We start from the raw sequence: 13,545 nt of genomic DNA, 5'->3' as shown, positions 1-13,545 counted from the left end.
CCCTCAGGTCGGGATCGTGATCCGGCCCTCGACCGCGGCGGTGGCGATGTCGGTGCGGTGCTGCGAGCCGGCCAGCTCCACCCCGTCCACCAGCGCGTACGCCGCATCCCGGGCGGCCGCCAGGTCGGGGCCGGTGGCCGTACCGCAGAGGACCCGGCCGCCGGCGGAGAGCAACGCGCCGTCGCTCGCCCGGCGGACGGTGCCCGCGTGGATGATGCCCGGCCGGTCCGCGCCGGTGATCACGTCGCCGGTGCGCGGCGCGGCAGGGTAGCCCTGCGCGGCGAGCACCACGGTCACCGCCGCGCCGTCGCGCCAGCGCAGCGGCGGGTGCTCGGCCAGCGTTCCGGTGGCCGCCGCGTGCAACAGCCCACCCAGCGGGGTCTCCAGCAGGGCGAGCACGACCTGGGTCTCCGGGTCGCCGAAGCGCGCGTTGAACTCGATCACCCGAGGGCCGGTGGTCGTCATCGCGAGGCCCACGTAGAGCAGGCCCGCGAACGGCGTGCCCCGACGGCGCAACTCCGCCAGGGTGGGGTGGACCACGTCGCGCATGACGTCGTCGACCAGGCCGGGCGGGGCCCAGGGCAGCGGCGCGTACGCGCCCATGCCGCCCGTGTTCGGGCCCGTGTCGCCGTCGCCGATCCGCTTGAAGTCCTGCGCGGGCAGCAGCGGCAGCGCCGCCTCGCCGTCGGTGACCACGAACAGGCTGACCTCCGGACCGTCGAGGAACTCCTCGACCACCACCCGGGCGCACTCCGCGGCGTGCGCCAACGCGGCGGATCGGTCGTCGGTCACCACCACGCCCTTGCCGGCGGCCAGACCGTCGTCCTTCACCACGTACGGGGCGCCGAACTCGTCCAGCGCCCGCGCGGTGGTCTCCTCGTCGGTGCAGACGTACGCCCGGGCGGTCGGCACACCGGCGGCGGTCATCACGTCCTTGGCGAACGCCTTGGAGCCCTCCAGTTGGGCGGCCTCGGCCGACGGGCCGAACACGGCGATGCCCTTGGCGCGTACCGCGTCGGCGACACCGGCCACGAGCGGCGCCTCCGGCCCGATCACCACCAGGTCAGCGGCAGTCTCCACGGCGAGCGCGGCGACAGCGGCCGGATCGGAGGCGTTCACGGCCCGCACCTCGGCAACCGAGGCGATCCCCGGATTACCAGGCGCGGCAATCAGCGCCGAAACAGCCGGATCGCGTGCCAACCCGAGCGCGAGCGCATGCTCCCGCCCACCACCACCCACCAAAAGAACCCGCACAACCGAGCATCCTACTGTCCACCCCACCCACCGCCCCGCATCGCGCCGGTGATCAAGAGCTTTGCGTCAAAATCTCGCGCGAATCTGACGCAAAGCTCTTGATCAACAGGGCGAAGGGGGCGGGGACGCCAGGCGGGGTGGGGGCCGGGGTGGGTGGGTGGGGGGTTAGGGGAGGAGGGGGTGTTGGACTACGTTTTCTTCTCGGCCTGGGCCTACGCCGATGACGCTGACCCTGGTGTTGCAGAGTTCCTCGACGCGGGCGATGTAGCGGCGGGCGTTCTCCGGCAGCTCGTCAACGGTGCGGGCCTTGGTGATGTCCTCCCACCACCCGTCGAGCTCCTCGTACACCGGCGTGGCGTGGTGGAAGTCCGTCTGGCTCATCGGCATGTCGTCGACCCGCTTGCCGTTGATCTCGTAGCCGACGCAGATCGGCACCTTGGGCAGCCCGGTGAGCACATCCAGCTTGGTGATGACCAGGTCGGTGACGCCGTTGAGGCGGCAGGCGTACCGGGCCACGACCGCGTCGAACCACCCGCACCGGCGTTCCCGGCCGGTGGTGGTGCCGTACTCCGCGCCGATCTTGCGCAGGTGCGCGCCGTTGGCGTCGAACAGTTCGGTCGGGAACGGCCCCGAACCGACCCGGGTGGTGTACGCCTTGCTCACCGCGATCACCTGGTTGATCGCGGTCGGCGGGATGCCGGCGCCCACGCAGGCGCCACCGGCCGTCGGGTTGGACGACGTCACGAAGGGGTACGTGCCGTGGTCCATGTCCAGCATGGTGGCCTGGGCGCCCTCCAGGAGCACGGTCTCGCCGCGGTCCAGCGCGTCCCAGAGCATGGCCCGGGTCTCGGCGATGTACGGCTTGAGCCGCTCCGCGTACTCCAGGTACTCCTCGACGGTGGCCTCAAGGTCGATCGCCTTGCGGTTGTAGACCTTGAACAGCATCTGGTTCTTCTCGCGCAGCGCGAGTTCCAGCTTCTTGCGCAGGATGCCCGGGTCGAGCAGGTCCTGGAGCCGAATGCCCATCCGGGCGACCTTGTCGCCGTACGCCGGGCCGATGCCCCGGCCGGTGGTGCCGATCCGGGACGAGCCGAGGTACCGCTCGACCACCCGGTCCAGAGCCCGGTGGTGCGGCATGATGAGGTGCGCGTCACCCGAGATCCGCAGCCGGGACACGTCCACGCCACGCTCGGCGAGACCGTCGATCTCGGCGAGCAGCACCTTCGGGTCGACCACCACGCCGTTGCCGATGATGATCATCGCGCTCGGCGAGAGCGCCCCGGAGGGCATCAGGTGCAGCGCGTACTTCTGGCCGTCCGGGGTGATGACCGTGTGCCCGGCGTTGTTGCCGCCGGAGTAGCGCACGACGTAGTCGACCCGCTCACCCAGCAGGTCGGTAACCTTGCCCTTGCCCTCGTCGCCCCACTGAGCGCCGATGAGCACGATCGCTGGCATCTTTTCCGCCTCCAGAAGGCTCGGGTGCCAGGTGGCGACCGGTTGGCGAGCCCGGGGTGTCAGGTTAACAAGTAGTGACGGCGCGACCGGCAGGGGTCGCGTCGAGAGGCAGGAGGCTCCTTCCGTGTACGACGTGGTGCTGCTCACCCTCTCATCGGAGCGCGACGCTCCCGGGGGCTGCGGCAGCGGCGGGGCCTGCTGCGGCGGCGCGACCGGAACCGACACCGCCGTCAAGGGGGCTGACGCTGGCACGGCGACCGACGCCGGCACCGACCCTGGCGGGACGCCGGGTGACGCCGACCGGTGCGCCACCGACCGGCCCCGGGTGCCGGTGCTGGCCTGCGCCGACGCCCTGACCGCCCGGGGCGCCCGGGTGCAGACGGTCACCGCCCGCTCGGACGCGGAGATCGACGCGGTGTTGGCCCAGCTCGACGGTCCGGCCCGCCCGGACGGTCTCACCTGGCCGGATTCGGACGGCAAGACCCGGCTGGTCGTCGCCACGGCGAGCGACGCGCAGTTGCGCGCCGTGCTGCGCCGGCTCGTCCGGCGGTACGCCCCACCGCCGAGCCGCCGTCCGGCTGACCTGCGCGGTGACCGGACCCTGCCCGACCTGCCGCCGGTCGCCGTACTCCCTCTCGACCCAGCGCGCGGCGGCACCCACCGGGACCTGGCCGCGCAGCTCGGGCTGCCCCGCGACCCGGCGGCCGTGGCCGCCGCCGTGTTGGACGGCACGCCACGCCGGCTGGACCTGCTGCGCAACGACGGCGGCTCGGTGACCCTGGACGGCGCTCTGCTCGGCGCCGCCGATGACGCGGGCCGCCCGCTGCACTGGCGGGCCCGGGTGGAGGTGGACGACGCCATCCTCACCGACGGCGACGAACCGCTGCTGGCCTGCGCGATCGGCAACGCCGGCGGGTACGCGTCGCTCGACGACGTGACGCTGCTGGCCGCGCCGGACCCGGCCGACGGCCAGGTCGAGGTCGCGGTGGCCGTCCCGGTGGTCGTCCGCTCGGCGTTGGGACGCAAGCGGGTACGCCTGGAGGTGCGGCGGGCCCGGGGACGGGCCGTGTCGGTGCTGCCCCGGGAGGGAAAGGTGCCCTACCTCGACGATGGCGTCGAGGGTGAGCTGACCCGCAAGCGCTCCTGGTGGATCGAACCGGGTGCCTGGGCGGTCTGGGTGGTCTGACCCCGACTGCGCCGATCGGCCCCGATCGGCCGGTGGGCCTATCCTCGCAGGAGGACTGGGGAGGAACCGTAATGGACAAGAACGCCGACCGGGCGCAGGTGCCCGGCCAGCAGCCGGTGCCGGAGCGGGACATCGAACCACTCTGGCCGCCGGATCCGGCCGAGCGGGGCGCGGGTGACGTGGTGCCGCCGTGGGCGGCGGTCGCCGAGCGGCGGGACGGCCCACCGCCGTCCGCGCCGTCGTCGGCCGTCTCGCCGCCGGTGACCGCGCCGCCGACCGGCCGTCCGCCGGTTCCCGGGCAGCCGGGGGCCGCAGCCCTGCCGCCGCCGTCTCCGTCGGACTACCCGTCCCTGACCGGGGCGGTGCCCCCGCCGAGCGGCTGGGGGGCCACCGGCCCGAGCGGGGCGGGTACGGGCTGGGCACCGGCGCGGCCGAGCTGGCCGCCGGCCGACGAGCCAGCCACTCCACCCACGCCAGCCACTCCGCCCGCACCACCCGTTCCGTCGACAGCACCGGTTCCGCCGGCCGTGGGTGCTCTCGTCGGGCCAGGAAGTGACACGTCGCCGCCGACCTCCGGCACTCCGGCCACCGGCACGCTGTCGGGGGCCATCCCAGCCGGAGCGACGGGCACCCCCGCCTTAGCGACGGGCACCGCAACCGGGGCGACGGGCTTCCCAGCCGGAGCGGCGCCGGACGACGAGCCTGTCCCAGGTCCGGTCACCGACCCGCCGGTCGCGTCGGGCGGCGTCGACCTGGACCTGCCGTTCTCCCTGGACCGCCCGGCGGCAGCAGCCACGCCCACCGACCGACCGACCCCGGCAGGCCCGCCCGCCACAGGTCCGGTGACGGCAGATCCCAGCACGGCAGGCCCGACCACCGCAGGGCCGACCACCGCAGGGCCGACCACCGCAGGCCCGAGCACCGCAGGGCCGACCACCGCAGGTCCGAGCATCGCAGGTCCGAGCATCGCAGGCCCGGCAGCGGCGGTGCCGGTGCCGGTGCCGGTGCCGCAGGCTGGCGGAGGAGCCGGCGCCGGGGAGGACGGCCGTGCCGTCGGGGCGGCACGGCCGGCAACCGAGTCGCCCTGGGCGTATCCGCCGCAGCGGCCGGCCAGCCCGCCCCCGTCGGCCGAGGACCAGGCCACCGTCGCGCCGCCGCCGATTCCCGCGCCGCCCGTCCCACCGCCACCGCCCGCCGTCGACCAGGGCACCGGAGCGGGGCAGACGTACGCCGGCCAGACCTACGCCGGTCAGACGTACTCGCCGACGATTCCCGGCCAGGCCGGCCCGGCACCGGTCGAGCCGCCGCAGCAGGGCGCGGTGGCGACCCCGCCGCCGGGGCCGTTCCCGCCGTCGCCGGGCTGGTATCCGCCGCCCTGGCAGCAGGGCGCGGCCGCGGTTCCACCGGCACCGCCTCAGCAGTACCAGGAGACCGACCCGGTGGCGCGGGTGCCGGCCACCGGTTACCCGGACGCCACCTGGACTCCGGAGACCACGGCCGCGCCGACGGCCGAGGACTTCGCCCGCCGCCGGCAGGTACGGCCCGCCGACCCAGTGGCGACCATGGGCGTACGCGCGGTGGTCAACAAGATGGGTCTGCTCCGGCTCTCGCCCGGGCGGCACGAGCAGGAGCTCAAGCGGGACATCGAGATGGTGCGCCGCAACTTCGGCGGGCTGCGGCAGGTGACCGTGGTCAACCCGAAGGGCGGCGCCGGCAAGACGGTGGCCATCCTGCTGCTGGCCATGACGTTCGGGCAGAAGCGCGGCGGCTACGTGCTGGCCTGGGACAACAACGAGACCCAGGGCACGCTCGGCATGCGGGCCCAGCAGGACTTCCACTCCCGCACGGTGCGGGACATGCTGCGCGACCTCGGGCAGTTCCAGGGCGCGCACGGTCGGGTCGGTGACCTGTCGCAGTACGTCCGCTCGCAGGGCGAGGGAATGTTCGACGTCCTGGCCTCGGACGAGTCGGCGACCGGTGGCGAGATGCTGACCGCTGCCGCGTTCGCCGAGATCCGCGAGGTGGTCAGCCGGTTCTACAAGCTGATCTTCGTGGACACCGGGAACAACGTGCGGGCGCAGAACTGGCAGGCGTCGATGGACGCCACCGACCAGCTCGTGGTCACCATGTCGGCCCGTAACGACTCGGCGGAGACGGCCGCCCGGATGCTCGACCACCTGGAGCAGAGCGGCCGGCAGCGGCTGGTCCGGCAGGCGGTGACGGTGGTGTCGATGCCGCCGTCGCGCAAGGAGATCGACCTTCCGGCCATCCAGGAGCACTTCGCGGCCCGGACCAGGGCGGTGCTGCTGGCGCCGTACGAGCGACTCATCGACAGCGGCGAGCCGATCCGGTACGGCGCGCTCTCCTCGGCCACCCGCGACGCCTGGTTGAAGATCGCCGCCGCGGTCGCCGAAGGGTTGTAGCCCGTCGAAGGCCGGCCCGACTCCGGGCCGGCCTTCGACGGCGGTGTCAGTTGCTGGCCAGCGCGTCCGCCGCGGCCGGGTCGCAGTCGCGCAGGAACTGGGCGCAGCGGGCCGCCTCGTCGGCCTCGCCGATCTCGTCGGCGGCCCGGGAGAGCAGGTACAGGCAGCGGAGGAAGCCCCGGTTGGGCTCGTGCGACCACGGCACGGGCCCGTGCCCCTTCCAGCCGTTGCGGCGGAGCTGGTCCAGGCCACGGTGGTAGCCGGTGCGGGCGTACGCGTACGCCGTCACCACCGCACCGGCCGCGAACGCCCGGGCCGCGAGCTCCGCCCAGGCGGCGCTGTAGGTCGGGAAGCGGGCCGCCACCTCGGCGAACGCCTCATCGGTGCCGGCCTCCTGGGCGGCGGCCAGGACGGCGTCGGCCTCGTCGTTCGCGGGCAGGAGGGTGGCCGGTGGCTCCGGCAAAAGGTTCTGCATCGCCCCATTCAACCCGCTGGACAGGGCGACACGCGAGCGGGTCGGCCGACACGTTCCGCTGAACGGCTGAGGAGTTCATCACGCCTGCGGCCTATGCCGCCGCCAGGTGTTTTCCATTACAACTAATGGTCCGGAGCCTCCCCAGGACCCGGTTACGCAGGAGCCCGGTGGCCACGACCACCGGGCTCCTGTCGCGTCCACCCCGCCCGGGGTTTGGCAGGCCCCACCGAAGGGGCAGGATGGCCAAGTGCCGACCCCACCTCCCACGGACGTCATCGAGCCGCACCTGCACGCCGACGAGATCCAGACCCGGGACGAGTTCGACCGGCAGCTGGTCACCGGCCGCCTGACCGGGCTGACCGTGCAGGGACTGCGCCTCGACCTCGCCCCGGTGCCCGACCTGACCGACATCGAGGTCACCGGCACCCTCTTCGTCGGCTGCCGGTTCGCCTCCCGGGAGGTCGGCGCCGACCTGGTCCGGCGCGGCGCGAACGTGGTGCCGCCGTTCTCCGGGCTGCCGTACCCGACCCAGCCGGCGCACCTCTACACCCCGGACGACCTGGCCGCCGGGTTCGCCGAGGGCGGGTTCGCCGGGATGTACGACACCCGGGTGTACGAGCACTACCGGGCGCACGGGGGCGCGCTGCCGGACGTGAAGGAGGCGCTCGGTCAGCGGCTGCACGACCATGGCGTGGACAACGCGCTCGCCGACGCCACCCGCGCCTGGCTGGGCGGGTACGGGCCGCAGTCGGTGGTGGGCATCATGGGCGGTCACGCGGTGCGGCGCGGCAGTGCGGCGTACCGGATGGCGGCCGTGCTGGGGTGGGAGCTGGCGCGGGCCGACCGGTTGGTGGTGACCGGCGGTGGTCCCGGGGTGATGGAGGCGGCGAACCTCGGCGCGTACCTGGCGGACCGGCCGGCGGCGGACCTGACCGCGGCGATCGACCTGCTGGCCACCGCGCCCGACTTCACCGACCACCACCGGTACACGGCCGTGGCGTTGACGGTCCGGCAGCGGTACGCGGGCGTGCCCCGCCAGCGCGCCGGGGACGCCGGGTGGGCACGGGCCGGAGGGCTGGCCATCCCGACCTGGCTGTACGGGCACGAGCCGGCGAACCTGTTCGCCGGGCGGATCGCGAAGTACTTCTCGAACGCCATCCGGGAGGACACCATCCTGCGGCTCGCCCGGGGTGGCATCGTCTTCGCGCCGGGGCGGGCGGGCACGGTGCAGGAGGTGTTCCAGGCGGCCACCAAGACCTACTACGGCACCGACGGGGCCAGCGGCGCGTACATCTTCCTGGACCGCGACTACTGGACTCGTGAGCTGCCGGTCGAGGCGCTGCTGCGCCCGCTGCTGGCCGCCTCCCCGTTCGGTGACCTGTCGTCGACGATCCACCTCACCGACGACGTCCGCGAGGCCGTCCGCCTGTTGACGACCTGACGACGACGGCCGGCTCCCCGAGGGAGAGCCGGCCGTCGGTGGAACGTCGTTACTTGGCCATCGTGGTGCCGGTGGAGCGCAGGTGCTCGCACGCCTCGACGACACGGGCGGCCAGGCCTGCCTCGGCGGCCTTGCCCCAGGCGCGCGGGTCGTACAGCTTCTTGTTGCCGACCTCGCCGTCGACCTTCAGCACGCCGTCGTAGTTGCGGAGCATGTGGTCCGCGACGGGCCGGGTGAAGGCGTACTGGGTGTCGGTGTCGATGTTCATCTTCACGACGCCGTAGTCGAGAGCCTCGCGGATCTCGCTCAGCAGGGAGCCCGAGCCGCCGTGGAAGACCAGGCTGAGCGGCTTGTCCTTGCCGTACTTGGCGCCGACCGCCTCCTGGATCTGGTTCAGGATCTCCGGGCGGAGCTTGACGTTGCCCGGCTTGTAGACGCCGTGCACGTTGCCGAAGGTCAGCGCCGCCATGTAGCGGCCCTTCTCGCCGAGGCCGAGCGCCTCGACCATGGCCAGGCCGTCCTCGGTGGTGGTGTAGAGCTTGTCGTTGATGGCGTTCTCGACGCCGTCCTCCTCGCCACCGACGACGCCGACCTCGATCTCAAGGACGACCTTGGCCTTGGCGGCCTCGTCGAGCAGCTGGGAGGCGATCTGCAGGTTCTCGGCGACCGGCACGGCCGAGCCGTCCCACATGTGCGACTGGTACAGCGGCTGCTCGCCGCGCTTCACGCGCTCCTGCGAGATGCCCAGCAGCGGACGGACGAACTTGTCCAGCTTGTCCTTCGGGCAGTGGTCGGTGTGCAGCGCGATGTTGACCGGGTACTTCTTGGCCACCTCGTGCGCGTACGCGGCGAACGCCACCGCGCCGGTCACCATGTCCTTGATCGAGGGACCGGACAGGTACTCGGCGCCACCGGTGGAGACCTGGATGATGCCGTCGCTCTCCGCGTCGGCGAAGCCCTTGAGCGCCGCGTTAAGCGTCTGGGAGGAGGTCACGTTGATCGCGGGGTACGCGTACCGGCCAGCCTTGGCGCGGTCCAGCATCTCCGCGTAGGCCTCGGGGGAAGCGATGGGCATGTGATGCGCTCCTTACTTACCACTCTCGGCCGTGCTGGCCGCTGTTGTTCACTTGTGCGCCGGACCGCGCTGTCCTCCGCCCGGCAGTATCCCGCAGGTGTGGTGCGCAGGACCAACCGAGGGGGGTGTCAGCCGCTCACCGGGTGTCCAGACGGTCCGGCACGATGACGCTGATCAGCCAGGTGACCACTGTCATCACGATCGCTCCCCAGAACGCCGCCCAGAAGCCGTCCACCTGGAACGGCAGGTCGAGCCCGCGGGCGATCCGGTCGGTGAGCAGGAAGAGCAGCGCGTTGACCACCAGCGCAAACAGGCCCAGGGTCAGCAGGTAGAACACGCAGCCGACCACCCGGATGATCGGCTTGAGCACCGCGTTGATCACGCCGAAGATGAGCGCCACCACGATCAGCGTGAGCACGGTGTTGCCACCCGAACGGCCGTGCACGTCGACGCCGGGCACGATCAGCGTGGTCACCCACAACGCGACCGCGGTGATCGCCAGTCGGATGAGGAAGCCCACGGCACCATCCTGGCATCGGCTCGCGCCATCATGGGTTGATTCCGCCGACTCGGCTTCCGCGCGCGCCGCCGACGCAGCCCGTACGGTGGTGAGAATCGTGCCCCGAGAACCCGGGAGGGACCATGGGTCAGCCCGATGAGGACTTCACCCCCGGCGACCACCTCGCCGCGGACGAACGCGACCCCGAGGCGGAGCCGGCCGACGCGGTCGAGCAGGCCACCGTGGTCGACCCGGCGCACGTCGACGTCGAGCCGCAGCGCGGCATGGAGGTCGACGACTGGGACGCCATGGAGCAGGCCCGGGTGGTCACTGCGGACGAGGACGACTACCGCTGACGGCTCAGCGAGCTTCGTCGACCAGCTTCGGGTGACGGGCCGCCCAGTCGCCGAGCCGGTCCTCCCGCAGCGCGGTCAGGAACTCCGGCGCGAGCCTCGGGTCGGTACGCAGGTAGCGGTCCTTCCCGGTCGGCCAGACGACCGGCAGGCCGATCCCGACCGGCTCCACCGATCGCAGCGTGGAGGCGAGCCGCAGCAGGTCCAGCATGGCGGCCCGGTCGGGTGACACGACGAGGTCCGGGCCGACGGTGGTCAGCAGCTTGGCGAGGCGTACCGGATCGGTGAGCACGCCCTGCTCGGTGGTCTGGCGGACCAGCCCGGCGGCGAAGAGCCGGGCGTTGCGGTCCCGGTCCTGGCTCCCCTCGGGCAGACCGTAGCGCTGGCGGAGCAGGTCGACCGACGCGGCGCCGTCGAGACGTTGGCAGCCGGCCGGGAAGACCCGCTTCGTGTGGACGGAGCGCACCCGCTCGGGCAGGCAGGCCGGCACCCCGCCAAGGGCGTCGGTCAGCGAGCGCACCGCGCGGTACGTCAGCACCACGCCAGCGTCCACCCGGACCCCGGTCAGCTCGGCCACCGTACGCCGAGTCAGTTCGTACCCCTTGGTCAGCTCGGGGCGGGTGAACCCGGCGCCGAACGGGAACGCGGCGTTCAGCTTGTCGGTCCCCTGGCCCGGAATCGGCACCCCCAGGTCACGTGGCAGCGACACCAGGTAGGGGCGACTGCGGTCGGCCGGGATGTGCACCAACAGGACCGCGTCCGCGTGTGCCGCCGTCCGGCCGTCGCCGTCGATGCCGAGCAGCAGAATGTTCAGCGCGCCGGTCGGTGTCGGCCGACCCGACTCACCGAGCAGCTCGGCGGTCGGCGGCGGCCCCGCGCGCTCCGGGGTCAGCAGGGGCACCCCGAGCCCCAGCACCCCGAGCAGGGCCAGCGCGGTGCCACCGGCCTGCCAGCGGCGTCGGCGCCGACGCCGGCCGATCGCCAGCCGGTCGATGGCGGCCCGCAGCGGGCCGGTCGGCGGGGTCAGCGGCTCGTGCCGGGCGAAGGCGGCCCGCAGGTCATCCTCGATCATGAGCGAACCTCCACATACTCGGCCCGGAGCGTGGCCAGGGCCCGGGAGATGGACGAACGTACGGTCCCGACGGCGCAGCCGAGAATGTCGGCGATCTCGGCGTCGGGTAGGTCCTCGTAGTAGCGCAGCACGAGGGTGGCGCGCTGCCTGCGTGGCAGCCGGGACAGCCAGGTCCAGATCTGGTCCCGGTCCACGGCGGACTGGGCGTGGTCGGCCGACGCCGGCAGGGACTCGTCGGGCTCCCCGCGCAGCAGCACCCGGCGCATCCACGAGCCGCGCTTCCAGTCGACGTACTGGTTGGTGAGCATCCGGCGCACGTACCGCTCGGGTGAGTCCGCGCGGACGACCCGCCGCCAGTTCAGCTGGACCCGGACCATCGTCTCCTGCACCAGATCCTGCGCCTGGTGCGGATCGCCGGTGAGCATCACCGCGTACCGCAGCAGCGGGGCAAGTCGCGTGTCCGCGAACTCCTCGTACGTCACTGCACCTCCCGGGGTCCTGCCTCAGATGACGGGAGCGGGCCGGTGGAACGTTGCGGTGACGGTGATCAACCTTTCGGTTCGTCTTGCCGACCAGGCGGTGATCAGGGGCGGCGCTGAACCTTAGCGATTCCTTAAGATCCGCAGGCTGCACCTGAATCCCCCACTTGGAGGAATCCCCCTCATGCTCACCCACTCCACCCGGCGATGGCTCGCCGGCCTGGGCGTCGCAGGCGCGTTCGTCGCCGCCTCCGCCAGTCCGGCCCTCGCCGAGCCCGCGGCCGAGTTCTACATGTTCTTCGAGAACGTCACCGTCGCCCCCGGCTCCGCCGGGGTCGTTCGTGGAGCGACCGTGCTCGGCTCCGAGCCGGCCGTGCTCAACGAGGTCACCGTCCGCTACGACTACCGCTCGCTGGCCGGCAAGGTCACCTTGGCCGGTGACACCGGCAACGACTGTTCCGCCGACGGCGACGCGGTGTTGGTCTGCATCGAACATTCCCCGCTCGTCGTCGATGAGGAATTCGGCGGGTTCCCGTCGAGGGTCGTCATCGCCCCTACCGACAAGGCAGCCGCGGGGGACACCGGCGAGCTGAAGATCAGCCTCCGGGCTGGCGGCAAGGAGGTTGCGGACTCCACCTCCCAGATCCGGATCGCCGAAGGCGTGGACCTCGCGGCTGGCCCCAACGTCGAGGTGAAGGCGGCGCCGGGCGGCTCGTTCAAGGCCCCCTTCTCGGTCCAGAACGTCGGCACGACGACTGTCGACGGTGTCGTGGCGATCTTCGACCCCGACTACGGCATCCGCAGTAAGGAGCGGTTCGACAACTGCTTCTATGTAGAGGACTACCTGCTCGCCTGCGAATTCGACGAGAAGATTCCGGCGGGCGAGGGTAGGACCGCGACCTTCAACTACGAGCTCGCCAAGGACACCTACGCACCGGGGAGCCAGGAAAGCAACGTCCGGTGGGTGGTCCCGGGAGACCTTGACGCACTCAACAGTGCGCGCAGGGAGGCCGGCGTCGCGGCAGCGCGCCAAGGCACCGGCAAGACCCTGGAACTGGCCCCGATGCCCGGCAAGCGCAATGCCCGCGCCCTCCAGACGGACGTCGACCCGTCCAACAACTGGGGCGCAGTAAATGTGCAGGTCACCGGCAAGAACGGGGCTGACCTGGAGGCCATCGGCGCCACGCTCACCGGCAAGAAGGGCGCGGTGGTGACCGCCCCGCTCGGCTTCCGCAACAACGGTCCGGCGACGCTGGACCACTTCCGCAGTGGGTCCGACGTGACCTACGTCGACGTGACGGTCCCGAAGGGCACCACCGCCGTCGAGGTGCCGTTCGAGTGCGCACCGCGGACCGGCAACGACGCCGAGTGGGAGGAGGCGGGCACCCCGGGTGCCGCCGCCTACCGCTGCTACCCCGGTCCGTTCGCCCCGGCCGGCGAGGAGCTGACCGGCGAGTTCAAGTTCCGGATCGACAAGGTCATCGCCAACGCCACCGGCACGGTCAAGGTCAACGTGCCGTGCGAGTGCGAGGGCGGCTTCTACGAGGACTTGAAGCCGGCCAACGACACCGCCAAGATCCTGGTGAACGCCGCCAGCGGTCAGGGCGGCGGCGAGGATGACGGTGGCGCGCTGCCGATCACCGGCCAGTCGACCGGCCTGATCGCCGGCATCGGCGCTCTGCTGCTCGCCGCGGGCGTCGGCGGCTACCTGGTGGCCAAGCGCCGCCGGACCCGCTTCGTCGCCTGATCAACCCCGCACCACCGGTGCCCCGCCGACCACACAGGTCGGCGGGGCACCGTCGTTTACGGCCAGCGGGTGGTAGGGCCCGGTCC

At 72.4% G+C, this 13,545-nt stretch carries 12 protein-coding genes; 5 read left to right on the top strand and 7 right to left on the bottom strand.

Annotated features, from left to right (window positions below; genetic code table 11):
* Positions 1 to 3 precede the first annotated feature (3 nt).
* A complete protein-coding gene (gene purD, locus ACFYPH_RS11210; protein WP_387180997.1) occupies positions 4 to 1,254 on the bottom strand; it encodes a phosphoribosylamine--glycine ligase in 1,251 nt (416 codons plus the stop codon).
* Positions 1,255 to 1,419: 165 nt separating this feature from the next.
* A complete protein-coding gene (locus ACFYPH_RS11205) occupies positions 1,420 to 2,709 on the bottom strand; it encodes an adenylosuccinate synthase (protein ID WP_354853416.1) in 1,290 nt (429 codons plus the stop codon).
* Positions 2,710 to 2,833: 124 nt separating this feature from the next.
* Between ACFYPH_RS11205 and ACFYPH_RS11200 the strand changes: the two genes are divergently transcribed.
* Positions 2,834 to 3,895 carry a hypothetical protein gene (locus tag ACFYPH_RS11200; RefSeq protein ID WP_363942122.1) on the top strand — a complete coding sequence of 354 codons (1,062 nt, stop codon included), beginning with the start codon at positions 2,834 to 2,836 and terminating at the stop codon, positions 3,893 to 3,895.
* 71 nt (positions 3,896 to 3,966) lie between these two features.
* Positions 3,967 to 6,318 (top strand): chromosome partitioning protein, encoded by a 2,352-nt coding sequence (locus ACFYPH_RS11195; protein WP_387180995.1) that lies wholly within the window; start codon positions 3,967 to 3,969, stop codon positions 6,316 to 6,318.
* 46 nt (positions 6,319 to 6,364) lie between these two features.
* Here ACFYPH_RS11195 and ACFYPH_RS11190 read toward each other — a convergent pair whose 3' ends face one another.
* Positions 6,365 to 6,793, bottom strand: coding sequence for a DUF3151 domain-containing protein (locus tag ACFYPH_RS11190; RefSeq protein ID WP_387180992.1), 429 nt, complete (start codon positions 6,791 to 6,793; stop codon positions 6,365 to 6,367).
* A gap of 247 nt (positions 6,794 to 7,040) precedes the next feature.
* On the opposite strand from ACFYPH_RS11190, the gene ACFYPH_RS11185 reads away from it, so the two are divergent.
* Positions 7,041 to 8,234 (top strand): hypothetical protein, encoded by a 1,194-nt coding sequence (locus ACFYPH_RS11185; protein WP_363942511.1) that lies wholly within the window; start codon positions 7,041 to 7,043, stop codon positions 8,232 to 8,234.
* Positions 8,235 to 8,283: 49 nt separating this feature from the next.
* On the opposite strand, the gene fbaA is transcribed toward ACFYPH_RS11185, so the two are convergent.
* Both fbaA and ACFYPH_RS11175 read right to left on the bottom strand, forming a co-directional pair.
* Positions 8,284 to 9,309, bottom strand: coding sequence for a class II fructose-bisphosphate aldolase (gene fbaA, locus ACFYPH_RS11180; protein ID WP_363941653.1), 1,026 nt, complete (start codon positions 9,307 to 9,309; stop codon positions 8,284 to 8,286).
* Between the two features lie 136 nt (positions 9,310 to 9,445).
* Positions 9,446 to 9,829 (bottom strand): phage holin family protein, encoded by a 384-nt coding sequence (locus tag ACFYPH_RS11175; protein ID WP_354860252.1) that lies wholly within the window; start codon positions 9,827 to 9,829, stop codon positions 9,446 to 9,448.
* Between the two features lie 122 nt (positions 9,830 to 9,951).
* On the opposite strand from ACFYPH_RS11175, the gene ACFYPH_RS11170 reads away from it, so the two are divergent.
* The gene (locus ACFYPH_RS11170) at positions 9,952 to 10,164 is read left to right on the top strand and encodes a hypothetical protein (RefSeq protein WP_354860249.1); all 213 of its coding nucleotides are present in this window, start codon (positions 9,952 to 9,954) and stop codon (positions 10,162 to 10,164) included.
* 4 nt (positions 10,165 to 10,168) lie between these two features.
* Here ACFYPH_RS11170 and ACFYPH_RS11165 read toward each other — a convergent pair whose 3' ends face one another.
* Positions 10,169 to 11,233 carry an LCP family protein gene (locus ACFYPH_RS11165; RefSeq protein WP_363941650.1) on the bottom strand — a complete coding sequence of 355 codons (1,065 nt, stop codon included), beginning with the start codon at positions 11,231 to 11,233 and terminating at the stop codon, positions 10,169 to 10,171.
* Positions 11,230 to 11,715 (bottom strand): SigE family RNA polymerase sigma factor, encoded by a 486-nt coding sequence (locus tag ACFYPH_RS11160; RefSeq protein WP_354860244.1) that lies wholly within the window; start codon positions 11,713 to 11,715, stop codon positions 11,230 to 11,232. The genes ACFYPH_RS11165 and ACFYPH_RS11160 overlap by 4 nt, the downstream gene beginning before the upstream one ends.
* A 181-nt stretch (positions 11,716 to 11,896) precedes the next feature.
* On the opposite strand from ACFYPH_RS11160, the gene ACFYPH_RS11155 reads away from it, so the two are divergent.
* Positions 11,897 to 13,459 carry an LPXTG cell wall anchor domain-containing protein gene (locus ACFYPH_RS11155; protein WP_355064612.1) on the top strand — a complete coding sequence of 521 codons (1,563 nt, stop codon included), beginning with the start codon at positions 11,897 to 11,899 and terminating at the stop codon, positions 13,457 to 13,459.
* The last annotated feature ends 86 nt before the right edge of the window (positions 13,460 to 13,545 follow it).

The organism is Micromonospora sp. NPDC005252, from assembly GCF_042872475.1.
Lineage (GTDB): Bacteria > Actinomycetota > Actinomycetes > Mycobacteriales > Micromonosporaceae > Micromonospora.
This window is presented reverse-complemented; position numbering and strand designations above follow the sequence as displayed.